Below are 24,206 nucleotides of genomic sequence, written 5' to 3' on the forward strand. Positions count from 1 at the left end.
GGCGGGCTTTTCTTTTGGTCCGGCGCAAAACCCGCTAGACTAAAGCCCCTTTGAAACAGCAACAGATACCCATGGTCGCACCCCGCAACAGCATCCCGGTTTACAAGCTTTACGGCGAAACCGGTAATTCCATGCTCGGCCCCACCGAACAGCTTGCCATTTCCGAACCGGAATTCTTTCATCTCGAAAGCATCCCGTCGCGATCCAAACTACATGATCTGCATATTCAGCCGCACCGCCATGCCAATCTGTTTCAGTTGCTGTATATCACCCATGGGCATGCCGGGATCGAATTTGATGATCGGCAATTTTCCATGCAGGTCGGTCAATTGCTAACCCTGCCACCCGGCACCGTGCATGGTTTCCGCTTCAGTTCTGATATCGATGGCTGGGTGATCTCGCTAACCGATCACCACTTGCAAGAAATCCTGTCCCCGGCGCCAAAACTTCTGGCCCGGCTTGATCGCCCGCAATGTGTGGATGTATCGGGCACCGCCACCGATCCCAGCCCGACCGATTTCCTGATCCGGCAATTGGTCACGGAATATTACAGCCACCATACCGGGCGGCTTTATGCGCTGCGCAATATATTGGGGTTATTGCTGCTGGGTATCGGGCGCCATATTCCGTCCGATGATCCGGCACGCCTTAGCCGCAAGGAACAAAAATCCGCCAAATTCCGCAAGTTCCAATCCCTGATCGAAACCTTTTACAAACAGCATAAACCGCTTGAATTCTATGCCCGTGAAATCGGCATCACCACGACCCAGCTTAACCGCATCGCCAAGGATATCTATGGCATGACCGCAATCGAGGTATTGCATAATCGCCTGATATTAGAGGCCAAAAGAACCCTGATCTATACCGACATCGCCGTTCAACAAATCGCCGACGAACTCGGCTTTCGCGATGCCGGATATTTCTCGCGCTTTTTCGCCAAAAAGGCCGCCCTGCCCCCGGCCCAGTTCCGGCAAGAACACCGATAACCCCAAGCTTCAAACGCATATTTTTAGTTGAATTAAACGCCCCTGATACTAGACTTTTCGTCTGTTCTGAATTCGGGGGATTTCATGTGACCATTTCGATGTTTTCGATCCGCCGCATGGCCATGCTGGGTCTTGTCGGTGGCGTTGCTTTCGGGCTTTCAGCCTGCCAGTCTTTAAGCCTTGATCGTGGCAGTTTCGGGGGGTTCAAAAGATCGCTGAACACCACCAGTCACGGCTATCAACAGGTTCCCGATCCGACCGGCACCGCATCAACCGCAATCGTTGAACGGTTCGAAGTCCAGCCCGGTGATTGCGGCCGCGACAGCGGTTGGAGCGATTGCGCCCAAGATCGCGAACGATCCGAACTTTCCGAAGGAAGCGACAATCACGCCGGTTCAACCTATTGGTATGGCTGGGATATTTACTTCCCCGATGATTACCCCAACATCTATCCGACCAAAACCGCCCTTGGCCAATTCCATCAACACAAATCACATCCGGTCTGGATGTTCCAAAACGGGGATGGCGGTTACAGCCTGGATGATCAGGTCTTTGGCTCAACACGCCGTTATTACAAACTGATCAGCGAAAAGGACCTGCGCGGCAAATGGCACCGCATTGAATTGCAGGTCAAATGGGGCCGCAACAAGGATGGTTTCTTTAAGGTCTGGGTCAATGGCGATCAAAAGGTCGATTACACCGGAACCACGCTTCAATCCAGCGCAACCTATTTCAAATACGGCATCTATCGGTCTTTCATGTCGCGCTATCGGGCGGTCAAAAAGGTCGAAGATGTCCCGGGCCAGATCGTCTATTACGCCAATGTCCGGCGTGCGAACACCCGTCAGGAACTGGCCGCACCGCTGCCCGCCACACCACAATAAATCGCCCTAAAACAAAGGCCGGGAGTTTTTCCCGGCCTTGTACAATTCATATGCGAAATTCCGTGTGGGGCATCCGCCCTATCGCCAGCCCAGCAACCAGCGATCCAGCCGCCCCAGCAACCACGAAACACACAGCCCCAAAAGCGATAAAACCACCACGCCAGCAATCAGTTGATCGGTCTGATACAGGTTGCCTGCGGCCAGAATAAGCGCCCCGATCCCGTATTGCGCGCCAATCATTTCCGCCGCAATCAAAAGAATAATCGCGATCGAGGATGAAATGCGAAACCCCGACAGGATGGTCGGCAACGCGCCGGGCAGGATGATCTTGCGGGTCACCGACCACATCGAAAGATCAAAGCTTTGCCCCATGCGGATCAGATTGCGCTGCACGTTATCGACCCCGCCAAAGGTATTGATCACAGTCGGGAAAAACACCCCAAAGGCAATGGTGGCAAATTTCGAGGGCTCGCCAATGCCAAACCAGATGATGAAAAGCGGCAAAAGCGCGATTTTCGGGATCGGAAACAGGGCCGAAACAAACGCCACACCGGGCGAGCGCGCCCAACTGAACATGCCGACCAGAAAGCCAACCAACAGCCCGGCCACCGTCCCCATGATCCAGCCACCAACAAGGCGCTGCAACGACGCGCCAAGATGACGCCAAAGATCACCGGTGATGATCAATTGCCAAAGCGCCTTGGTGACCGCAACCGGGCTTGGCATCGCAAGTTCGCTGATGAACCCGGTGCTTGATCCCAATTGCCACAGCGCAATCACAACCACGAAAAAGCCCCATGCCGCAATCGGATTGGCTTTCGGGTTAAAGCCCGTGGCGCGAAACCGCACATGGCTGGCCTCGGATGCGTTCCCTTGGCTTTCGGTGCGACGTTCCGTCACATCATGCGACATTTTCAAGCTCCTTATCGGCCGCAATCGCTTCATCCCGGATCAGGTTCCAAAGCGCGCGTTCATGCGCCACCAATTCCGGCATCCCGTCGCACCGCTCGGCCAGTGGAATATCAATGGTATGAATTTCCTTGATCGTGCCGGGGCGACGGCGCAATGCCACCACCCGGTTGGCCAGTCGCACGGCCTCGTTCAAATTATGCGTCACATAAACCGCCGTCATGCCGGTGCGGGCAAACAATGCGGCAAATTCATCGAGCAACAAAATCCGCGTCTGCGCATCAAGCGCTGATAGTGGCTCGTCCATCAATAAAACCGCCGGGCGAACGGCAAGCGCGCGCGCAATGCCCACCCGCTGCTTCATCCCCCCCGAAAGTTGTTTGGGATAAGCATCGCGGAAATCCCACAGGTTTGTCTGTTCCAGAACCTCGGCCACGCGGGCATCGCGATCAGTTTTGGATAATCCATGGTCTTCCAGAACAAGGCTGATATTGCCCGCCACTGTACGCCAGGGCAAAAGCGCGAAATCCTGAAACACATAAGTCAACGGGTTCAGGCAGCCATCGGGTGTGGCCTGATCGCAAATCAAAACCTCGCCCTTGGTCGGGGTCAACATGCCGCCAATGATCGACAATAAGGTCGACTTGCCACAGCCCGACGGCCCGATCAGCGCCACGACCTCGCCCGGTTCAATGCCAAAATCAATGTCGCGCAATGCCTCGACCTGATCATATGAATGGCAAATGCCCTTGATTTGCAGCCGCATGGCACAATCCGTTATTTTTTAAATGGAAAAATGAAACGACCGGGCTTGGCGCAAAAACCGCCAAGCCCGGTCGAAAAATACGATCCGTTACTTACTGACCAAGTGCCGGGATAAAGCTGGTATCGATGAAGGTATCCGGATCGGCATCCGCCGAAACATAGCCACGATCCTGATACCATTTGACCTGCGCTTTGACGTCTTCAACGTCAAGTTTGGCGTCTTCGGTCATGAACATCGCGCCATTGCGGATTTTCGGATAGGCCTTTTCCGCCGGATCATTGGCATAAACATATTTATGCACGATCTGAAGGATTTCCTGCGTCGTGTCGCTTTCAACCAGCTTGCCATCGGCATCGGTCGCCAAAAGGGCTGCACGGTAATCCGCCACACCTTTTTGATAGGCGCGCACAAATTTCGCCACCGTGTCGCGGTGTTCTGCAACATTTTCAGATGATGTGAACAAACCACCCACCTGATAAGGCACGTAATCCTTGACCCAGCCAATGATATGCGCCGCACCGGCATTGGCCAGCGGCTTGGCAATATGGGGCACGATGATCATGCTATCGACCTGCCCGCTTTTCAGCGCGCCAATCATATTGGGCACCGACTGCAACGGTTTAAGCGAAATGCTATCGGGATCAATCCCGGCTTTTTCCGCGACATTGCCGATCATGTAATGGAAACTTGATCCGACCTGCGACAGGGCAAAGCTATGCCCGCCCAGCTTATCGACCGAGGTCAAACCGGCATCAAACGCCGCATTGGATGCCAAAATCGCCGATCCGTCATAGGCGGCATCTTCATGCAATTGCGCACCGATGACCTTAAGCGCGCCCTTGGCCGCAAGGTTAAAGAACCCGCCGGTAAAGGCGGTCACGCCAAAATCGGCATCGCCCGATGCAATGGCAACCGCCACCGGCTGTGCCGATTGAAAGATCGAAATCTCGGCATCAAGGCCTTCATCGGCCAGATAGCCCTTTTCCTTGGCAATAAACAGCGGCGAACTTGACACAAACGCTAGGGCGGCAATGTTCACCTTCTCGCCCGCATGTGCCGCCATCGCGCCAAAGGCCGTCGCCCCCATCGCAAGTGCCAAAACCGATCCGCGTGCCACCTTGGCCGCACCCGCCATTCCCTTGATCGAAAGCATGTTTCCTCCACAGAACCATTTTTTTAAAGACTTGGGATCAAACCCCTGAACCCCGGGCCAGAACCTTGGGAATTTTGTTATCCGATTTACCGACAAATTGCCAATCTTTGGCGTATTTTTCTCACAAAAGGGTTGATTACACCCGTATTACGCACTTCACCGGCCACGATATTTCCCCCATGGGCGAATTTCCACGCCCCGTAAATTGCCTTCGCCCGCCAAAGCGGCTAAAACCACCCAACATAAACCCCGGTCCAAAGGCCCCAAATGTCCATAAAAACCAACCTCACCACGCCAAGCACGCCCGCCCCGGTCATCCCGCCTGCCCCAAACGGCAAAACCGCGATGATCATTGGCGCGGGCCCGGCCGGATTGATGGCCGCCGAACGATTGGCCGGATCGGGTTATGCGGTGACACTTTATGAGGGCATGGCAAGTGCCGGGCGCAAATTCCTGATGGCGGGTAAATCGGGCCTGAACATCACCCATAACGAAGACTTGGAAACGTTTTTGTCGCGCTATGGCGCGGCACGCGACCGGCTTGAACCACATTTGCGCAAATTCGGTCCCGCCGAAATTCGCGACTGGTGTACCGGGCTTGGCATTGAAACCTTTGTCGGTTCATCCGGCCGGGTTTTTCCAACCGTGATGAAGGCAAGCCCGCTTTTGCGCGCCTGGCTGCGCCGCCTTGACGGGCTGGGCTGCAAAATCCACTACCGCCATTACTGGACCGGCTGGGATGAAAACGGCGATGCGATTTTCAAAACCAAAGATGGCGACACAACCACCACCATCACTGCCAAGGCCGATGTTACCGTGCTGGCCCTTGGCGGCGGAAGCTGGAAACGTCTGGGATCAGATGGCAAATGGATGGAAATCCTTACAAATGCCGGGATCAAATGCAATCCGTTCAAACCGTCAAATTGCGGCTTTGACGTCAATTGGACCGATCATCTGATCGAAAAATGTGCGGGTTCCCCGGTCAAACCCGTCACCCTGACAACCGGCACCCAAACCGTGCGCGGCGAATTCGTCATTTCCAAAACCGGGATCGAAGGCAGTGCCGTCTATGCCATCTCGGCCAATCTGCGCGATCAATGGCTTGAAACCGGCACCGCCACGGTAATGCTGGACCTTGCGCCCGACCGCGACCTGACGGATGTCACCGCGCGGCTTGCCAAACCACGCGGCAAAAACTCAATGGGCAACCACCTGCGCAAAGCCCTTGGCCTCGACCCCACCAAAATCGCCCTGATTTTCGAAGTCACCCCGCGCAACATCCTCAACGACCCGGCCAAACTCGCAATGACCATCAAAGACCTGCCACTCAAAATCACCAAACCCCGCCCGCTGGATGAGGCCATCAGCACCGCAGGCGGTGTCGCGTGGGAAGAACTTGACGACACCTTCCAGCTCAAAAAACGCCCCGGCACCTATTGCCTTGGCGAGATGCTCGATTGGGAGGCTCCGACGGGGGGGTATTTGTTGACGGGGTGTTTGGCTTACAGTTAGTGTTCTTTGCGGCATCTTTAGATGCTATTTGGAACGTTTAAGAACTTGTTGGAGCATTAAGTGCAGCCAGAACGACGTCAGACATTGCAAAGCTTGATCTGGTTGCATGAACCACTTGAACAAATTTCGGAACGCCTTACAGATTTTGAACGGGACTTCGACGGCGAAACAATCGTTGTCGAAGCTACCGCTGTCCAAACCATTTTGCTGCGTTATCTAAGAACTGACATTTCGGCCCAAGAACTCGAGAGTTGGGCAAACTTGATAGAATGCCGCGAAGATCTTGAGTTCGAAGCGGCATTTTCCGAGCAAATAGAAATGATCATTCACCAATTGGCGACACCCGAAATAAACAATAGCATCAATTCCGACTTGTGTTTGAACTTTTTGGATGCACTTGGAACAACCCCGTCAGACAGTCTGATACAGGACTTAGCAGTTCGATCCGAGCTCGTTCACGTTTGCCACATGATCAAGTCCAACCGGATAGAACTCATATATGGTTGCAGAAAACTCATTCGATTGAGTCATTGCCTTGCTAAAACCGACCCAAAACTGTTTCTCATGTTCGTGGGAGTTGCTTCCGAATGTGACGACTATCCCGATCACGACAAGAAAAAGCTCTTTTCTCAAGAGTATCTGGACCAAGTTTCACATAAGACCAAACGATATGAAACAAACGTTAGAGAGGCAGTGTTGGATGCTTGCAATACAATAATTCGCGAGTTTGGCTGCAAATTTGACTGCGACGAAAAAACAGTAACGTGACCTTCGAAACCAACCGAGGAAAAATAGCCCTAAAAAGGGGACTGTCCCCTTTATGTTCACAATCTTCTGTGCTTGTTTTGACGTCATCCGTGTTTTCAGGTGCCGCAACTCTACGAGGTATTCGACAAGTTCTTTGGTCACAGTCTCCGTAGAAACGACCTGATTTGACTCGAACTTGGAAGGAAGCTTCCACCGAAAGAATTGCGATGTTTTCGATACGAGGTCAGCTACGGGTTGGCGGAGCTCATGTGGCGTCTTCGGAGCGGCGAGTGGAAACAGATACCGGATTAGCACCGCAATACCGACCAGCAAAAACACGACAGGTACCGCAATCCCTACTATCTGTCGCGCCGGTTCCTCAATAAATGGCAAAATTCGATCAAGAGCTACCCAAAACTGCCGAAAAAGGCCATCCATCGCGCCTATCAACTCCTAATTCACATTAGACAATCTACCATAAGTTGAGATCCGCACAAACCAAATAGTTTGGACAAAAAAATGGGGACAAACAAAAATGGGGACAACAAAAATGGGGACACAAAAATGGGGACAGATTTATTTTTTGCTCCCCATAAAGCGCACCACTCAATGACAATGCACAGACCCAGCCTTGTTATCCATATGGCAACACTGCCCCGGCGGGGAGCTTTTGCGGCAGCCACCGCCATGTTCGATTGTCTGATCCATCACAACCAAACCTTGCGCCGCATTCACCGGCATTTGCATTTGCACCACGCCAAGTGCAAACAGCACACCAATCCCCAAAACCATCATCGTTTTCATTATCTGTCCTCCCGCCTGTTTCCGTGATGATACGCGCCGAAGCCGCCGCCGGGAACTACCCGAAAGAACAGCCCGAAAACAAGTTGACAAAATCAACCACATTCCGTATTAGTTGACAAAATCAACCATTCCGGCATGCCCGCGATGTGCGATACACGGCGATATTTTGCCCTCGCCCCTTCGCCCCCTCGCGCCACCGCATGCCTTGTTTTCGGAATATGCCCCACATGAAAATATCCAAAACCATCCACCCGGACGGCCTGCCACAGCCCCAGCAAACCTTTGCCATCATCGCAGTGTTGCTGACTGTCATGATGGCGGTGCTGGACGGGTCGATCATGAATGTCGCCCTGCCCGCCATCGCGCAGGATCAAAATGTCAGCCCGGCCCATGCCATCTGGGTCATCACCGCCTATCAACTGGCCGTTGTTGTCGGACTGTTGCCGTTATCGGCCCTTGGCGAGGCAATTGGCTTTCGCAAGGTTTATCTGGCCGGGATGGTGATTTTCGGCATTGCATCCGCCCTTTGCGCGTTTTCGCCCAATATCGAATTCCTGACCTTTGCCCGTGTGTTGCAGGGCATCGGCGGTGCCGCGCTGATGAGCATCAACGCCGCCCTGATGCGCCATTCCGTGCCGCACGCCAAACTGGGCCGGGCGATTGGTTTTATCGCCATGGTGGTATCGGTTTCGGCCGCCGCCGGGCCAACCATTGCCTCGGCCATTCTGGCGGTCACCACCTGGCACTGGCTGTTTTTGATCAACATCCCGATTTCGATCATTGCAATTGTGCTGGGCAGTTTTGCCCTGCCCTATACCCATGCCTCGCGCACGCGGTTTGATTATGTCAGTGCGTTTTTAAATGTGCTGACATTCGGCGGCTTGATTTCCGCCCTTGGCAATATCGGCACCGATAACCATCCGATGCTGATTGCCGGTCTGTTCATCATGTCGATCACGAGCGGGGTATTTTTGGTCCGCCGCCAGTTTTCGCGTGAACGGCCGATGTTACCGCTTGATTTGCTGGCGCGCCCGGTATTTGCCTGCTCCATCGGATCATCAATCTGCGGCTTTTGTGCGCAATTCATCGCCTTTGTCGCCCTGCCGTTTTATTTCCACGATGTTCTGGGGTTCAGCGCGGTCAATACCGGCCTGTTGATGACACCATGGCCGGTCGCCACCGCCATCATCGCCCCCTTTGCCGGGCGGCTGGCCGATAAATATTCGCCAATCCATCTGACCGGCATCGGCATGGGTGTTTTTGCCATCGGATTGTTTTCCATCACCCTGATCCCCGCCGGTTCGGGAAGCGACGCCAGCCTGGCGATCATTGCCTGTCTGATGGTGTGTGGCTTTGGTTTTGGCCTGTTCCAATCGCCCAATAACCGCCTGATGATGACAAGTGCCCCGCGTGATCGAAGCGGCGGTGCCGGGGGCATGCTGGCCACTGCACGTCTGACCGGGCAATCAATTGGCGCGGCACTGGCCGCAATCCTGATCGGCACCGGCGGCACGTTTGATCTGACCGCCATCATGGGGGTTGCCGCGGGCTTTGCCCTGCTGTCGGCCTTTATCTGCGAAGGCCGCAAATACGCCATCCGCACCGGCATTATTGCCTGATCTGGCGATAATCCAGGGTCCGGCCCCTGGGTTGCGAGAACCGATAAAAGGAACATATCGATGAGTGAGCATGTCAATACACATGTACCGGGCGAAACCCTTCACCGGTTGATCCATGCCTATAAGCGCGCCATGCGCGACGGGCTGGCCGCCGCCGATATGCCGCTTCCGGTTTCGCATATGCGGACATTGAAATGGATTGTCAAAATGCCCGGCGTCACCGCGCAACATATCGCAGCCAGCACCGGGCAGGACAAAGGCCGCATAACACGGCTCATCAAAGAGCTGGAAGATAAAAACCTGATCGAACGCCACCCGCACCCCGAAGACCGACGGAGCCAGACCCTGCATTTGACACCAGAAGGCCATGCCTTGATGGACAATTTCAAAGACGTTGAAACCAAGGTCCGCACCCGCATGGCCGGCAATCTGAGCCAAAGCCAAATTCAGGATTTCAACCGGGTTGCCAGCCTGATGGCCGACAACCTCGAATCCTGACAAAAACAAAACATTCTACAGGAGCCTGGAATGAACAGACCAGCACCCCGCGATCTGACCGTCATCGGCAAAACCTATGTCACGCCCAATATGCTGCGCGTGACCCTGGGCGGTGACGGCATCGCATCCTTCCCCGATGATCAGGCAAGCGCCTATGTCAAACTGATCTTCCCGATTGACGGCGATGAAAAGGGCCGCGTTATACGCCGGACTTATACCGTCCGTCATGACCGCATCACCGATCAGGGCCGCCAGATTGATATTGATTTCGTCATGCATGGCACAGGCGATCATGATGCCGGTCATGATGCCGGGAATAACGCCGATCACGGCGGCCCGGCCTCGAACTGGGCGGTCAATTGCACCCCCGGCGATACCATCACCATCGGCGGTCCCGGCCCGAAAAAACTGGTCGATCCAACCGCAGACTGGTTCCTGATTGTCGGCGATATGACGGCCCTTCCCGCCATATCGGTCAATCTTGAAACCCTGCCATCCGATGCACGCGGCTATGCGATTATCGAAATCGCATCCGAGGCCGATATGCAGGATTTAACCAGGCCTGATAACGTCACCCTCGAATGGGTAATCAACCCCAATCCCGGCACCAATGCCGATGCCCTGCCCGATGTGGTGGCAAAACTGCCATGGGGCGATGGTCGCCCGTCGGTCTGGGCGGCCTGTGAATTTACCGCCATGAAAAAACTGCGCGATCATTTCCGTGGTAATCGCGGGCTTGGCAAGGATGATCTTTATATCTCAAGCTATTGGAAGCTTGGCATCAACGAAGACAACCACAAAGTCGTCAAGGCCGAGGACGCCCAAACCGCAGCCTGATTTCAACCGTCTGAAAGCCTGCGCGGTACAACATATAAGCCGACAGCATATTAACAGGATGGCCCTGCATCCGGGGCCATCCTGACCCTAGATATATTGCGAATGCAACCGCGCCATGCGCCGTCTGGCCAGCATCCCGGAATGCTGGGTGGTCTGCACCTGTTCGGGCCGCAGATTGCCGTTGCAATCATAAACAAATGTGCGGCTTGCCCCGATCACCCCTTTTTCCGAACTGTAAACCCCGATCACAATGAATTCGATGCGGCAATCCTGTCCGTTTTCATGGGCTTCATCGGGCAAAATCACCCGCCCCTTTTGCGATATATCCTGATCGGATTTTTCAATATGCCGGCGGACCCGCGCCAAAAGATTGGGCATCGCGCCAAGTTCGATACATTTCCCCGATGCCAGCGGCCCCTGCAAGGTAACTTCTTCAAGCCTTGCCTGATATTTACCGTTCCCATCGCCGCCGCTGACGTTCTCGCCGTCCTGACCCTGCTCCGGGTCGGCATCGGTCACGACCTCGCACAGGCGGGTATCACCGGCATCAAGACACAGCAAAACCGTTTCAATATGAATGGCTTCCTGGCTCATATTGCTGATCAGAAAGCGGGCCTTATGTGAATGACCCAGCATCTGATTGATCACGATTTTCGGGCGCCGTATCCGGCGATAGCTTGCAAATAAAAGCTGCGCATAAAAAACCCAGACCAATAGCGTGGCAAAACTGGCAATGATTTGCAGAACGGCGCTGTGCTGTTCAATCCATGCGGTCATCGGGGCCTCGTGAAACGGGGGCAAAGGGCAATTGTGTTTTCAAACGCCCCGCCAGCGCATTTGTTTCCACTCATCACCTGCCCGGCCTCTTTCACCATCCTGCAGACGGGGCCATATACCGGATCAGCCCAGGGTCAGGACCCTAGTTGCCCATACTATACGTCACGCTTCCTGATGGCAGTGACGCAGAAAATCGATCAGGGCCCGCACAGCGGGCGGTGTCGCCCGCTGTTTCGGATAATAAAGATACCAGCCGGGAAACGGCGGCGAATATTCTTCCAATATCGGCGTCAAAGAACCGCTTTCGATCATCGGCTGCATCCATCGCGACGACCAATAGGCAAAGGCAATGCCAACCCCTTGGGCGGCGGCCTTTAACGCCGTATCCCGGTGCGAAACAATCAACGGCCCCTCGACCGCCACACTGATCCAGCGCCCGTCAACACAAAACTCCCAATTATAAAGCTTCTTGCGCCCCGGTTTGCGCCAGTTAATGCATTTATGCCCGTGCAAATCGCCCGGCGTTTGCGGCACGCCATATGCCGCCAGATAATCCGGTGATGCCACGGCAAGCTGATGAATATCCGGGCCAAGCTTTAACGCGATCATATCCTTTTGCAGCAACTCGCCCAGTGTGATGCCCAGATCATATCCGGCATCAATGATATCAAGCGGCGCATCTTCAATCCCGAGTTCCAGAACAATATCGGGATATTTTTCATGAAACGCGCCAAGCCAAGGCTCGATCTGGGTCGCAAGGGCAAGGCGCGGCAACATCAACCGCACCGTTCCCGCCGGGCGCCCCTGAAGCTGCATCACATCCTCGACCGCAATCGCCATTTCCGACATTGCCGGGCGAAACCGGTCAAAAAGCCGCTTTCCCGGTTCGGTCAAGGATGTGCTGCGCGTGGTTCGCTGCAAAAGGTTGACGCCCAATCGCGCCTCAAGCTTCCCGATGGTCTGGCTTAAGGACGATGCCGAAATGCGTAACCGTGCGGCCGCACGCCGAAAATTCCCCTCTTCGACGACCGCGACAAAGGCTTCAAGTTCGGCATATTCCCGCCCGCGCATAATGCATTCCTTTTTAAACAGTCCATGCAGAATTTAACCCATATACCAAACAATATGATTTCACTAGCGTGGGGCATCCACACCGGCGGCGCGTGCATTCAAAACCGCTTGCCCGAAACGCTTTCAAAGGACCACCCCATATGACCAGCCCCCCAAAGAAAACAATCCTGATTACCGGTGTCAGCTCCGGCTTTGGCCGTGCCTTTGCCAAGGCCGCACTCGCCGAAGGCCACAACGTTATCGGCACCGTTCGCAAGGAAACCGATCTTGCGGCCTTCACGGCGCTGTCACCGCACAAGACAACGGGCATTATTTTGGATGTCAGTGATTTTGATGCCATTCCCCCCGCCATCACACAGATCGAACAGGAAGTCGGCGCGATTGATGTTCTGATCAACAATGCCGGATACGGCCATGAAGGATTGCTCGAAGAATCCCCGCTGCAAGAACTGCAAGATCAATTCAGCGTCAATGTTTTTGGCGCGGTCGCGATGATCAAGGCGGTCCTGCCCTATATGCGCCAACGCAAAAGCGGCCATATCCTCAATGTCACCTCGATGGGTGGCTTCATCACCATGCCCGGCATTTCCTATTATTGCGGCAGCAAATTTGCCCTTGAAGGCATCAGCGAAGCACTGGCCAAAGAAGTCGCCGGTCTGGGCATTCATGTTACCGCGATCGAACCGGGTTCATTTCGCACCGATTGGGCCGGGCGCTCCATGGTTCGTTCCGAACGTCATATCCCCGATTATAACGATCTGTTCGATCCGATCCGCCAAGCCCGCCAAAACAAAAGCGGCCAACAGGCTGGTGATCCGCAAAAAGCCGCACAGGCCTTGATGCAGATCATCAAATCACCAAATCCGCCGGTTCATCTTTTGCTCGGCCGCGATGCCCTTGCGCTTGTTCGTGGCAAACTGGACGATCTGCAACGCGAAATCTCGGCATGGGAACACATCACCACATCAACCGACTTCGCCGAATAAACAAACAAAAACGCCCCGGCCAGTGGCACGGGGCATTTTAAACCTTCAAAGGCCGCAAACATAACCAGCGGTATTGTTTTACATCATGGTTTTACGCCCCCAATCTGGATAGATTAAAACGTCGATTCAGATTGGGAGGATGGCGTGCTTGCGACTTTACGAACCCTTTATCGCGAAAACCCCCGCGAAGGCCATTTGGCCGCCCTTATCTTGCTGGGATTTCTGGCAATCTATTTCATCCCCGCAGGCACCGAACGCTTTGACAATGCCATTCTCGAAGCCGTGCGCCTGACCAATTGGTATGCCCGCGAACATGTGATCCTGTGCCTGTTACCGGCCTTTGTCATTGCTGGTGCAATGGCGGTCTACATCAGCCAGGGATCGGTCATGCAATACCTTGGCCCCGATGCATCACGCCCGATTGCGCTCGGCGTCGCGTCTATTTCCGGCACGCTTTTGGCGGTCTGTTCCTGCACGGTATTGCCGCTGTTTGGCGGCATTTACAAACGCGGTGCGGGCTTGGGCCCGGCGATTGCGTTTTTATATTCCGGTCCGGCAATCAACATTATCGCCATTGTCGTCACCGCCAAAATTCTTGGCGCTGAAATTGGCATTGCACGCGGTGTTGGCGCGATTGTCTTTGCCGTTGTTATTGGCCTGATCATGCATCTGATCTATCGCCGCGAAGAGGCCGCGCGCGCCAAAACATCCGCCCGTGGCTTTGCACCAACCGATGCAGAAAAGCCGCTTGGCACCACCGTCACCTTTTTTGCCCTGATGATTGCCGTTTTGGTTTTTGCCAATTGGGCACCGGTCGAAAGCCCGGTCTGGATGATGATTTTCACCTATAAATGGCTGATCACCGCCCTTCTGACCACCGGGCTGGCTGTTGTGCTGATCCGAAAGTTTGACTGGCCGCGTTTTCAGGTTCTGGTGCTCGCACTTGCGGTCATTCTGGCCTGTCTTGTTGCGCCAAACGCCCCTGAACTGGCCTTTGCCATTGGTATTGGCGGGATGATGATGATTGCCCTGTCACGCCCCCAGGACCGCGAATGGGCGGATCAAAGCTGGGATTTCACCAAACAGATCCTGCCGCTTTTGGTGATCGGGGTATTTGTCGCCGGGCTATTGCTGGGCCGTCCCGGTCACGAAGGCCTGATCCCGGCACGCTGGGTCAATGCCGCGGTTGGGGATAATTCCCTGCAATCGACAATTCTGGCCTCGGTTCTGGGCGCGTTTATGTATTTCTCGACCCTGACCGAAGTTCCGATTGTTCAGGCCCTGATGGGGGCCGGAATGGGCAAAGGCCCGGCCCTGTCGCTGTTGCTGGCCGGTCCGGCACTGTCATTGCCCAATATGCTGGTGATCCGCACCGTGATCGGCACACAAAAAACCGTGGTGTATTGCAGCCTTGTCATCGTCATGGCGACGGTAACGGGCTTTATCTATGGCAATTACTGGTAAGCGATTAAACGATTTGACGATCAAAGGAGATCAAGGATGAAACTCACAATTTACGGCAGCGGTTGCGCCAAATGTCAGACCCTTGCCAAAAATGCTGCCGCAGCGGCACAGGCGCTTGAGCTTGACTACGACCTTGAAAAAATCACCGATACCAACGCCATCATCGATGCCGGGATCATGCGCACCCCGGCCTTGATGATCAATGACGACATCGTCGCCGAAGGCAAGATTCCCACCGTCGATGAAATCCGCCACATGCTTGATCCGTCATAAAAAAACGCCCCGGCCATTAAGTGGCACGGGGCGTTTTGATACGTATCGCAGCAACCTTAAACGGCTGGCGGCAGGTCTTCTTCAAGGATGACCATGTTCAGCGAATAGCTGATTTCGCCTTCATCTTCGTCACGGTGCACAACACCGACAAACTCGTCCCCAACGCGCATTTCAATCGGATAGCCTTTGCGTTTCGGCGCATCGATGGCGATATTGGGATTTTCAAACGTACGGCGCAGATAATCGGTAACGCGCGCGATTTCGGTCGGTGTCATGTGACTGGTTCCTTGCTTTTTTCAAGTCGGCTTTGGTCTTGTGACCGCATTCGGGGCAAACGGCGCAGGTTCCGCGCCAGCACATCCCCGAACGGGTCTTACGAAATAAATGACGGACATTGTCCTTTCACAAACTGTGCCATGAAATCAACCCCGCTTGCGCAAAAAAGGCCCAATGGACCCAAGTTTTTTACATCAACCCCGCCCAAGCCATCGCATGACACAATCAAAAAGGCCTCCGCGCGATTTTGCGCGCTCGTCATGTACCTTTTCTAAACATAGGAAAGCGGCACATGAATGTCTAACGCATGACAATCATCTTTGTGCCCGATAAGCAGTTGCAAACCACGCCCTCAGGCGCTAATCGACTTATATGACTGATCCGCACACCCGACCGATCCTGTATAGTTTTCGTCGCTGTCCCTATGCGATGCGCGCCCGTATGGCCTTGCTTGCAAGCGGGATTGATGTCGAACTGCGCGAAGTTGTCCTGCGCGACAAACCAAGTGCGATGATCGCCGCCTCGCCCAAGGCCACCGTGCCGGTTCTGATCCTGCCCGATGGCAGTGTGATCGACGAAAGCCTTGAAATCATGGTCTGGGCATTGGCCGAAGCCGATCCGCAAGACTGGCTGATGCCCGAAAGCGGCACGCTTGACGATATGCTGGCGCTAATTGCACAAAACGACGGCCCGTTCAAACACCACCTTGATCGCTTTAAATATCATACGCGCTATGACGATGCCGATCCGGCCGAACACCGATATGAGGCCGAAAAAATCCTTAACCGGCTTGATGGCCGTTTGGCCGTTGGCACATATCTGTTTGGCAGCCGCCCGGTTCTGGCCGATTTTGCCATTGCGCCATTTATCCGCCAATTCGCCAATGCCGACAAAGACGCCTTTGACGCCATGCCGTTTGTCCATCTGCAACGCTGGCTCGATGACTTTTTGCACTCACACTGGTTCGAGGCCGCGATGGTCAAATATGACCAATGGCACGACGGCGATGACCCGGTGATCTTTAAAGCCGCCTGAACAATTTACATCTGATGGGGATGCCCCGTATTGACGAGCCTGCGTGTTGCACAATCGGGGCGTGCAACACCGCATGAAATCTACGGTATTATACTTCTGTTACCATTCGCAGGCTGGTCATGACGGGCGGCGTGTGTTAGCAAACGGGAAACCCTCCCATAACGCTTCAGGACCGAAATTGATGGCCGATTATGATGTCAAGCCGCTGATAACGGCGGACGAAATTGCCACACAGATCGACGCGATTGCCGCCAAGATCAACGAAAACTTCAAAGACACCAAAAAGCTGATCGTTGTTGGACTGCTGCGCGGATCGTTTGTTTTCATTGCCGATCTGGCGCGCAAACTGACCGTTCCGGTCGAAGTCGATTTCATGGTCGCGTCATCTTATGGCGATTCCACCGAAAGCTCGCGCAATGTGCGGATCGTCAAAGACCTCGACGGGCAGATCCACGGCAAGGATGTCCTGCTGGTCGAAGACATCATCGATACCGGCTATACCCTGTCAGAAGTCGTGCGTTTGCTGAAAACCCGCGATCCCAACCGGCTTGAAATTTGCACGCTGTTGAACAAGCCATCACGTCGCGAAGTTGACATTCCGATTGATTATTGCGGCTTTGACATTCCCGATGAATTCGTCGTCGGCTATGGCATTGATTACGCCCAGAACAATCGCAACCTGCCGTTTATCGGCACGGTGCATTTCCACGGCGAATAAATCTCGCTGGAATTAACAAAACAAAGGGCGGGAACCAATGGTTACCCCGCCCTTTTTGCATTTGGATCGATTGGATTTTCATCGGGTTGATCCCCCGGATCATCCGCTGCCCGATCCGGAAAATCATCGCCTGCATCACTTGCATCCCGGCGCTCTCTTGGCTCAAAAAGACCAAGATCGGAAAAATCCGTCACCAGTTGATCAAAGCCATTTTGCATCCGGGCCTTGTCACCCTGTCCGGTCGCGAAACCGGCTTTGGCGGCATGGATCACCATATCAAGCAACACATCATCTTCGCGGCGTTTGGTGCCATGTTCACCGGCGATTGGTTGATCAATCGCGTCACTTGGATCTTTTTGCAGCATGATCGCAAGCGCGACCAGACCAAGGGCAACAAACACCGACCCCAGCCCCAATGCCGCGCCAAGCGCGCCAAATTGTGCCGCCAGATACATAAAGATCGCCGCGATCAGAAAACCAATACCGGTCAAGATCACAAGCGCAATCGCTGCAAAGACCGCCAGCCGGGCGGCGGCGGCCTTTGCCATTTCTGCAATTGCATTGCTTATCTGATCAATCATTTCTGAAGCAAACGACCAATCAACATGCCAATACCAAATGTCAGCGCCACCGATGCCAGCGGACGTTCGCGCACCTGCTCTACCGCGGCTTCGCGGGCATGATCAAACTGATCGCGCGCCTGACCGGATACTTCGCGCACACGCTGGGCAGCGGCCTGTGCCTTGGAATTGACGGTGTCCGTTCCCATCGCTCTCAGGGTTTTGGTAACCTCGGCAAGATCCTTGCGAAGCGCATCAACATCGGCCTGAAGTTTGGCGTTATCGGTTTCGGTCTTGGTCACCATGATTTGCTCCTGTCATTCATTAAATTCGTGGCTGCACTAAATACAACACCCTCTTAACGACGAAGGGCACCAAACAGTTCCACAAAAAATTGTGATCATTTCGAGGCAACCCACAAAACCCAGAAACAAGAACGGCCCGCTGTGGGGGACGGGCCGTTCTTTCCTGGCAGAAATTCCAATGGGTCCAAAGCGGGCGGGCTCCGCCCCATATCGATCAGTAAGGCAAACCGACGTAGTTTTCTGCCAAGGTTGTCAAACCTGCCTTGGATGACAGGATGTATTCCAGTTCGGCACGACGGATGCGGCCATCAAAGCCGTGATGATCATCAAATGTGTGCAACATGGTTGTCATCCACCAGCTAAACCGCTCGGCCTTCCACACGCGCGCCAATGCGGTATCGGAATAAGCATCCAAAAGGTCTTCACGATTGTTCTTGAACTTCGCAATCAAGGCCTCGGACAGGTAATGCACATCACTGGCCGCAAGGTTAAGCCCCTTGGCCCCGGTCGGCGGCACGATATGCGCCGCGTCACCGGCAAGGAACAACCGCCCGTGGCGCATGGGCTCGGCAACAAAACTTCTCAGCGGCGCGATGCTTTTTTCAAACACCTCGCCCTCGTTGACCAATTCCCCATCCGCTTCGCCAAGACGCAGGCGAAGCTCGTTCCAGAACCGATCATCGGACCAGTCTTCGATTTTTTCCGAACTGGGCACCTGCACATAATGGCGCACCACCGTTTCGGACCGCATCGAACACAGCGCAAACCCGCGATCATGGCTGGCATAAATCAGCTCGTCCGCCACCGGCTTGGCGTGCGCCAAAACGCCCAGCCAGCCAAACGGATAAACCTTTTCAAAGGTTTCAAGTTTCGATACCGGCATGGTCTGGCGGCCAACCCCGTGGAATCCGTCACAGGCCGCAATATAATCACAGGTCAGCTCGACCGGATTGCCATCCTTAACATATCGAACACGCGGCTTGTCGCTTTCAATGTCATGCAGGCTAACGTCTTCGGCCTCAAACACGATCTCGCCGCCATGATCAAGCCGTGCCTGTATCAAATCCTTGGTCACCTCGGTCTGGCCATAGATCATCACGGTTGATCCACCGGTCAACTCTTCGATATTCACGTGCTGGCGCTTGCCATTCACACTGATATAGATGCCGCCATGAATGATGCCTTCGCGGTTCATCCGCGCATCAACGCCGACCCGCTTCATCAGGTCAACCGTCCCCATTTCAAGAACACCGGCCCGAATGCGCCCCTCGACATAGGCGCGGTCCTTGCGTTCCAGAATAATGCTGTCAATCCCCTGGACACGCAGCAAATGTGACAGCAAAAGCCCCGAAGGACCGCAGCCGATAATGGCAACAGGGACATGCATGGCGTTTTCCTCACTCGATTGTTCTTGGTTTTTATCTGGAACAAGAACCGTTCCAGTCCGGAAACAATACGCGTGAAGCTGCGCGGGAAGAATGGACAAACCGGGTTATTAATAGGACAAATCGAACATATATATCGCAATGGTTATTGCAATATACCGCCCCGGTTTTCAAACAATGACCTTTGTCGGGGGTGTCGCTGTGGTTCGCATCCGTTTGGGGTGGATGGTTCAGGATCAGTTCTGATTGGACGCATCACTGGCAACTGTACGGCATACCCGCCATCCACGGCACATCGCCTGCCCGGCTTGTGTATCAAGATAGCCATCAAACTGATCGCGCAGGATTTCCCCCATCGGGTGATGGCGCGAAAACAGGATATACATGCCATCACTTCGAAGCGTTTCCGTCGTCGCATATTGCGCACGCGCCCCTTCGCCAAGGAAAGCGCTCAGATCGTTCCAGCCAACCTGTTCTTCCTCGATCAAAATATCCGCACGATCCGCATTCAGGAAATGCCAGGCCGATTTTCGGTTGCGCACGATATCGGAACTAATACCAAGCTGGCGAAAGGTCGCCCCATGCCAATGCCCCTCGACACCAACCGCGCGCAATCCGTAAATCCGGATTTCATCCAGTCGCTTTAAATCCAGCCCATTCGGAAAACGTGCCGGTTTGTAAAAGCCCTTCTGATTGGCCTGTGCAATGGGATGATCGGGCAGCCAAAACTGTTCCGACCTGTCGCCGGACTGAACCTGTGAAAATGTCGCGACATATTCACCCTCAAGGGTTTTGTCATAGGCATCATCACGCGAAAAAAACCTGAATCTCGGTTCATATCCCATCGCCCGGAAAACCTCGGCAACCCGGCGGGCATGTGGGCCAAAATCCGGCGGCGTTTTGCTAATCATGGGCAACCATTCGCCGACCGCAAAAACAACCTCGGCCCCGGCCATACCAGAAGATATACCCGATGATGCCTCAGGCGCAGCCCCCTGTGCCGCATTGATCGCCAATTCTTGTCCAAAAACACGATTGCCAATGCCCATACCTGCGATCTGAACGCAGAACAGGATCATCAACTGACGGCACAGATGTCTCATATGCGGCTCCGGTTATCCATAAACGGCCATGTTTTCCATGTACGAAAACATCCTTCCGTCATCTATAGCCGCTCCCCGCCCTGATTTTATTGATTTAAATCTTCTACAACTTAAAATTAAAATTCAAAAACCTTATTTGCCAAAATATCGCGATATTTATGGTGACTGGTTCGGCTCGGCATTTCCTGTATTGCATCTGCCGGGCGATTTACGGGTGGTTTTTTACCGCCCGCTCGCACATGTCCCATTGCTTGCAAAGATCACGCCCCTTGGGTGTCTCCATAAAGGCATCAAACGCATCCCGAAGCATCACCCCCTCAGGATGGCTGCGTGAAAACAAAACAAACATGTTTTCGGATAATACCGGCCCCGTTGTTGCATATCGTTCCGGTGCATAATCCCCCAAAATGCGCGCAATATCGAACCAGCCGACGTCCTCTTCTTCAAAGTAAATATCCGCACGGTCCGCTTCCAAAAAACGCCATGCCGCGCCAGATGTAGTGACAATCTCGGGCTGAATATGGTGATTGCGAAACACCCCCTCATACCAGTAACTCGCCACACCAACCGGCAGCAGCCCAAGTGACTTGATATCGACAACATCATCAATCTGTAAGCCATCGGGAAAACGTGATTTTTTATAAAATCCCTTTTGCCGGGTCCGGGCAATGGGATGACGCGGAAACAAAACCTGCTTGTCTCGCTGATCCGACCATACCCAGGGAAATGTCGCAGCATATTCGCCGCGCTGCGTATTTTGATAGGCACGCTACCATGGCAGGAACTCATACCGCACCTGATACCCCATCGCTTCAAATACGGCGCTAACACGCCGGGCGAGGATCCCATAACCGATTGCATTCTCGGCAATCATCGGCGGCCATTCACCAACAGCAAACAAAATTTCAGGGCGCGCTTGCGAAATTTCCTCTACCGGGTTTTGCGCTTGCGCCACCGCTGATATGCCCCAAACAAACAACATCAACAGGGGACATAACGTTACAAAGCCAGTTCGTTTTTTTCCCAATCCCCGGCTCCCGCATATTCGTAAAAAAATATCGTCTTGCCTGCCTTAAATGTTGTCTAATTTGTCAAAAATTAAACCACAAATAGAAAATATCTTGTGAAACCCTGATTTGCCATGTTTTTCATCATTTTTCATGACCGTATAAAATTTAATCTTTCCGGTGTCGCCCTTGCCAAACCTCTATGCTAAGCTGTTTGTTCGCTATTGCACCGGACCGTCAAAAAGCACCTGAAACTGACCAAACGGGACGATGACAAAACACAGCCACTGCGTAATTTTTACCGATCTTGACGGCACGCTGCTTGATCATGACAGCTATAGCTGGGCCCCCGCCGCCGCGGCAATCGGGCGCATAAAACAGTTGCACATTCCTCTTATTGCAATTTCATCCAAAACATTGGCCGAATTGTCCTTCCTTAATGACAGGGACGATATTTTTGATGGTCTGATTGGTGAAAATGGCGGCGTCATCTGCCTTGGCGATCAGCTTGAACACCCCGGCCCCACCACCAAAACCATTGATGGGGCACGCAATGCCATTGCCAGGGCGGTTTCCGGCCCGCTGGCCGGTTTTCGAACGTCATCCCCGGCCGTCATCGCCAGGGAAACCGGGCTTGCCCCCTCCGATGCGGCCCGGGCGGCACAACGCCATTGCTCGGACCCGCTGATCTGGGCACCAACAGAAACCGATATCGCAACCGCGCAATCCATTGCCGGGGAATTTGGCCTGAAACTGGTCAAGGGCGGGCGTTTTCACACCCTGTGTGGCCCGACCGACAAGGGCAAGGCCATGGACAAGATGATTGAAATGCTGATTGGCATTGGCCGATTGCCATCGCCCCCGGCAAAACCGGCAACCATCGCGCTTGGCGATTCCGCAAATGATGCGACGATGCTGGCGGCGGCTGATTTCCCGGTGCAAATTCCGCAAAAGCATGGCGGCGCAATTTTGCCACTGATCGATGACACAAAGCTTCTGATCGCCCCGGAACCCGGCCCATCGGGCTGGAACAGCGCGATTAATCAACTGCTTGACCAAATTTTCAATGCAAGGGTGCAGGCTCATTAATGCGACCGCACCCCACCAACAAAAGCGAGGTATTTGATGGCTGATTTTCATCAGGGCGGCCCGATCACAACCCTTCATCGGATCATTGACCGCAATCCCGAAGAACTCGCCTATGAAATGACGGCTTTTGCGCGCCAGCGCCGGCAAACCCTGATCCTGCCCTGCCTGTATTCCGAACTTGAAACACCGGCGATGACCACGATCCTTAATGGATTGAAACAGGCCACCTATATCGATCAGATCGTCGTCGGGCTGGACCGGGCCGACGCCACGCAATATGCCTATGCGCGTAACTTTTTCAAAGACCTGCCGCAACATGTTCGCATCCTGTGGAATGATGGCCCGCGCCTGCGCGGTGTGCATGATCGTTTGGCGGAATATGATCTTGCACGTTACGAACCGGGCAAGGGCCGCAACGTCTGGTATTGCCTTGGCTATACGCTGGCCACCGGGCGAAGCTCGGTAATTGGCATTCATGATTGCGATATCGCGACCTATAAACCCGATCTGCCCGCGCGTCTGATGTATCCGATTGCCAATCCGGCGTTTAATTTCGCCTTTGCCAAGGGCTATTACGCCCGCGTTGCCAATGGCACGCTCAAAGGCCGGGTTTGCCGCCTGTTTGTCACCCCGCTGATCCGCGCGCTTAAACAGGTGGTCGGCAAGACCGATTTCCTGAATTACCTGGATTGCTTCCGCTATTCATTATCGGGTGAAATGGCAATCCGCACCGATGTTGCCTATGGCTTGCGCGTGGCATCTGATTGGGGGCTTGAAGTTTCCATGCTGTCGGAAATGTATCGCAACCATACGGTCCATCGTCTGGCACAGGTCGATATCGCCGATATCTATGACCATAAACACCGCGAATTCGATCCGGCGCAAAAGGATGACGGGCTGTCGCGCATGGCAAGCGACATCGCCAAATCCCTGTTCCGCAAACTTGCCACCCAGGGCACCATCTTCTCCCACGAAACATTCCGAACGCTTAAGGCAACCTATTATCGCACGGCCCTTGACCTGATTGAACAATACCGTGCCGATGCCTTCTTTAACGGGCTTAAGATCAACCGCGACGAAGAAGAACAATGCGTCGAAGTTCTGGCCGAAGTCATCATCAGCGCCGGTCAGCACTACCTCGACAATCCGCTTGAAAGCCCGTTCATCCCAAGCTGGCAGCGTGTTGAAAGTGCCATGGGCGATATCTTTGAACATATTTCAAGTGCAGTTGAAGACGATTTGAATGATGCCGGAATTGGCGCGTCACCATCCTGATCGGATCAGGTGCGGCCAGACTTTCATGCGCCGGACCATCATGAAAATACCCAAGGGCGGCTTCGTGCCGCCCTTTTAATGCGCACGATCTGGCAGGAGGTTACCTTTCGCGGCCTTCCGCCACACCCAAAGCCTAGGTCAGGACTCATTAATTTGATTGGAATGGC

27 protein-coding genes are annotated in these 24,206 nt (G+C 54.0%); 14 read left to right on the forward strand and 13 right to left on the reverse strand.

The window, feature by feature from the left end; translation table 11 throughout:
* Nucleotides 1–71 precede the first annotated feature (71 nt).
* Both TALK_RS08075 and TALK_RS08080 read left to right on the forward strand, forming a co-directional pair.
* Nucleotides 72–986, forward strand: coding sequence for a helix-turn-helix domain-containing protein (locus TALK_RS08075; RefSeq protein WP_245829769.1), 915 nt, complete (start codon nucleotides 72–74; stop codon nucleotides 984–986).
* A gap of 86 nt (nucleotides 987–1,072) precedes the next feature.
* Nucleotides 1,073–1,870 (forward strand): polysaccharide lyase family 20 protein, encoded by a 798-nt coding sequence (locus TALK_RS08080; protein WP_211274781.1) that lies wholly within the window; start codon nucleotides 1,073–1,075, stop codon nucleotides 1,868–1,870.
* A 78-nt stretch (nucleotides 1,871–1,948) separates the two neighbouring features.
* Here the strand turns inward: TALK_RS08080 and TALK_RS08085 are convergent, their stop codons facing one another.
* The 3 genes from TALK_RS08085 to TALK_RS08095 form a co-directional block, all read right to left on the reverse strand.
* Nucleotides 1,949–2,782 carry an ABC transporter permease gene (locus TALK_RS08085; RefSeq protein ID WP_139833758.1) on the reverse strand — a complete coding sequence of 278 codons (834 nt, stop codon included), beginning with the start codon at nucleotides 2,780–2,782 and terminating at the stop codon, nucleotides 1,949–1,951.
* Nucleotides 2,772–3,545 (reverse strand): ABC transporter ATP-binding protein, encoded by a 774-nt coding sequence (locus TALK_RS08090; RefSeq protein ID WP_085617669.1) that lies wholly within the window; start codon nucleotides 3,543–3,545, stop codon nucleotides 2,772–2,774. The genes TALK_RS08085 and TALK_RS08090 overlap by 11 nt, the downstream gene beginning before the upstream one ends.
* Nucleotides 3,546–3,636: 91 nt before the next feature.
* Nucleotides 3,637–4,698: an ABC transporter substrate-binding protein gene (locus TALK_RS08095; RefSeq protein WP_245829771.1), complete on the reverse strand. Its 1,062-nt coding sequence runs from the start codon at nucleotides 4,696–4,698 to the stop codon at nucleotides 3,637–3,639.
* A 267-nt stretch (nucleotides 4,699–4,965) separates the two neighbouring features.
* On the opposite strand from TALK_RS08095, the gene TALK_RS08100 reads away from it, so the two are divergent.
* Nucleotides 4,966–6,210 (forward strand): TIGR03862 family flavoprotein, encoded by a 1,245-nt coding sequence (locus TALK_RS08100; protein WP_085617671.1) that lies wholly within the window; start codon nucleotides 4,966–4,968, stop codon nucleotides 6,208–6,210.
* 60 nt (nucleotides 6,211–6,270) lie between these two features.
* Nucleotides 6,271–6,978 (forward strand): hypothetical protein, encoded by a 708-nt coding sequence (locus tag TALK_RS08105; RefSeq protein WP_139833759.1) that lies wholly within the window; start codon nucleotides 6,271–6,273, stop codon nucleotides 6,976–6,978.
* Nucleotides 6,979–7,563: 585 nt separating this feature from the next.
* On the opposite strand, the gene TALK_RS08110 is transcribed toward TALK_RS08105, so the two are convergent.
* Nucleotides 7,564–7,761, reverse strand: a complete 198-nt coding sequence (locus TALK_RS08110) for a hypothetical protein (protein WP_085617675.1) — start codon at nucleotides 7,759–7,761, stop codon at nucleotides 7,564–7,566.
* A 227-nt stretch (nucleotides 7,762–7,988) separates the two neighbouring features.
* Here TALK_RS08110 and TALK_RS08115 point away from each other — a divergent pair, with 227 nt between their 5' ends.
* The 3 genes from TALK_RS08115 to TALK_RS08125 are packed head-to-tail and all read left to right on the forward strand — an operon-like array spanning nucleotide 7,989 to nucleotide 10,715.
* A complete protein-coding gene (locus TALK_RS08115; RefSeq protein ID WP_085617677.1) occupies nucleotides 7,989–9,380 on the forward strand; it encodes an MFS transporter in 1,392 nt (463 codons plus the stop codon).
* Between the two features lie 60 nt (nucleotides 9,381–9,440).
* Nucleotides 9,441–9,878, forward strand: a complete 438-nt coding sequence (locus tag TALK_RS08120) for a MarR family winged helix-turn-helix transcriptional regulator (RefSeq protein WP_085617679.1) — start codon at nucleotides 9,441–9,443, stop codon at nucleotides 9,876–9,878.
* Between the two features lie 30 nt (nucleotides 9,879–9,908).
* Nucleotides 9,909–10,715, forward strand: a complete 807-nt coding sequence (locus TALK_RS08125; RefSeq protein ID WP_085617681.1) for a siderophore-interacting protein — start codon at nucleotides 9,909–9,911, stop codon at nucleotides 10,713–10,715.
* Nucleotides 10,716–10,802: 87 nt separating this feature from the next.
* Here the strand turns inward: TALK_RS08125 and TALK_RS08130 are convergent, their stop codons facing one another.
* Together TALK_RS08130 and TALK_RS08135 are read right to left on the reverse strand one after the other, a co-directional pair.
* Nucleotides 10,803–11,492: a hypothetical protein gene (locus tag TALK_RS08130; RefSeq protein ID WP_085617683.1), complete on the reverse strand. Its 690-nt coding sequence runs from the start codon at nucleotides 11,490–11,492 to the stop codon at nucleotides 10,803–10,805.
* Between the two features lie 162 nt (nucleotides 11,493–11,654).
* Nucleotides 11,655–12,563, reverse strand: a complete 909-nt coding sequence (locus tag TALK_RS08135) for a LysR family transcriptional regulator (RefSeq protein WP_085617685.1) — start codon at nucleotides 12,561–12,563, stop codon at nucleotides 11,655–11,657.
* Between the two features lie 140 nt (nucleotides 12,564–12,703).
* Between TALK_RS08135 and TALK_RS08140 the strand changes: the two genes are divergently transcribed.
* From TALK_RS08140 to TALK_RS08150, 3 genes are all read left to right on the forward strand, one after another.
* Nucleotides 12,704–13,549, forward strand: coding sequence for an oxidoreductase (locus TALK_RS08140; protein WP_085617686.1), 846 nt, complete (start codon nucleotides 12,704–12,706; stop codon nucleotides 13,547–13,549).
* A gap of 144 nt (nucleotides 13,550–13,693) precedes the next feature.
* Nucleotides 13,694–15,013, forward strand: coding sequence for a permease (locus tag TALK_RS08145; protein ID WP_085617688.1), 1,320 nt, complete (start codon nucleotides 13,694–13,696; stop codon nucleotides 15,011–15,013).
* A gap of 36 nt (nucleotides 15,014–15,049) precedes the next feature.
* The gene (locus tag TALK_RS08150) at nucleotides 15,050–15,286 is read left to right on the forward strand and encodes a thioredoxin family protein (protein ID WP_085617690.1); all 237 of its coding nucleotides are present in this window, start codon (nucleotides 15,050–15,052) and stop codon (nucleotides 15,284–15,286) included.
* A gap of 56 nt (nucleotides 15,287–15,342) precedes the next feature.
* Here TALK_RS08150 and TALK_RS08155 read toward each other — a convergent pair whose 3' ends face one another.
* Nucleotides 15,343–15,561, reverse strand: coding sequence for a DUF3126 family protein (locus TALK_RS08155; RefSeq protein WP_085617692.1), 219 nt, complete (start codon nucleotides 15,559–15,561; stop codon nucleotides 15,343–15,345).
* A gap of 373 nt (nucleotides 15,562–15,934) precedes the next feature.
* On the opposite strand from TALK_RS08155, the gene TALK_RS08160 reads away from it, so the two are divergent.
* Both TALK_RS08160 and hpt read left to right on the forward strand, forming a co-directional pair.
* On the forward strand, nucleotides 15,935–16,597 hold the full coding sequence (locus TALK_RS08160; RefSeq protein WP_085617694.1) for a glutathione S-transferase: 663 nt from the start codon (nucleotides 15,935–15,937) through the stop codon (nucleotides 16,595–16,597).
* A gap of 181 nt (nucleotides 16,598–16,778) precedes the next feature.
* Nucleotides 16,779–17,315, forward strand: a complete 537-nt coding sequence (gene hpt, locus TALK_RS08165) for a hypoxanthine phosphoribosyltransferase (RefSeq protein WP_085617696.1) — start codon at nucleotides 16,779–16,781, stop codon at nucleotides 17,313–17,315.
* A 41-nt stretch (nucleotides 17,316–17,356) separates the two neighbouring features.
* Here the strand turns inward: hpt and TALK_RS08170 are convergent, their stop codons facing one another.
* From TALK_RS08170 to TALK_RS08195, 6 genes are all read right to left on the reverse strand, one after another.
* Entirely contained in the window at nucleotides 17,357–17,896 is a 540-nt protein-coding gene (locus TALK_RS08170) for a hypothetical protein (RefSeq protein ID WP_085617698.1), read from the reverse strand.
* On the reverse strand, nucleotides 17,893–18,180 hold the full coding sequence (locus tag TALK_RS08175) for an ElaB/YgaM/YqjD family protein (RefSeq protein ID WP_085617700.1): 288 nt from the start codon (nucleotides 18,178–18,180) through the stop codon (nucleotides 17,893–17,895). The genes TALK_RS08170 and TALK_RS08175 overlap by 4 nt, the downstream gene beginning before the upstream one ends.
* A gap of 214 nt (nucleotides 18,181–18,394) precedes the next feature.
* Nucleotides 18,395–19,567 carry a 4-hydroxybenzoate 3-monooxygenase gene (gene pobA / locus TALK_RS08180; protein ID WP_085617702.1) on the reverse strand — a complete coding sequence of 391 codons (1,173 nt, stop codon included), beginning with the start codon at nucleotides 19,565–19,567 and terminating at the stop codon, nucleotides 18,395–18,397.
* A gap of 234 nt (nucleotides 19,568–19,801) precedes the next feature.
* Nucleotides 19,802–20,668 (reverse strand): hypothetical protein, encoded by an 867-nt coding sequence (locus TALK_RS08185; RefSeq protein ID WP_085617704.1) that lies wholly within the window; start codon nucleotides 20,666–20,668, stop codon nucleotides 19,802–19,804.
* Between the two features lie 208 nt (nucleotides 20,669–20,876).
* Nucleotides 20,877–21,356, reverse strand: coding sequence for a hypothetical protein (locus TALK_RS08190; protein WP_085617706.1), 480 nt, complete (start codon nucleotides 21,354–21,356; stop codon nucleotides 20,877–20,879).
* Nucleotides 21,357–21,437: 81 nt separating this feature from the next.
* Entirely contained in the window at nucleotides 21,438–21,623 is a 186-nt protein-coding gene (locus tag TALK_RS08195) for a hypothetical protein (protein ID WP_139833760.1), read from the reverse strand.
* Nucleotides 21,624–21,945: 322 nt separating this feature from the next.
* Between TALK_RS08195 and TALK_RS08200 the strand changes: the two genes are divergently transcribed.
* Together TALK_RS08200 and TALK_RS08205 are read left to right on the forward strand one after the other, a co-directional pair.
* Nucleotides 21,946–22,764: an HAD-IIB family hydrolase gene (locus tag TALK_RS08200; RefSeq protein WP_085617708.1), complete on the forward strand. Its 819-nt coding sequence runs from the start codon at nucleotides 21,946–21,948 to the stop codon at nucleotides 22,762–22,764.
* 36 nt (nucleotides 22,765–22,800) lie between these two features.
* The gene (locus TALK_RS08205) at nucleotides 22,801–24,039 is read left to right on the forward strand and encodes a glycosyltransferase family protein (protein ID WP_085617709.1); all 1,239 of its coding nucleotides are present in this window, start codon (nucleotides 22,801–22,803) and stop codon (nucleotides 24,037–24,039) included.
* Nucleotides 24,040–24,206: the final 167 nt, after the last annotated feature.

Origin of the sequence: Thalassospira alkalitolerans, assembly GCF_002115745.1 — a bacterium.
Lineage (GTDB): Bacteria > Pseudomonadota > Alphaproteobacteria > Rhodospirillales > Thalassospiraceae > Thalassospira > Thalassospira alkalitolerans.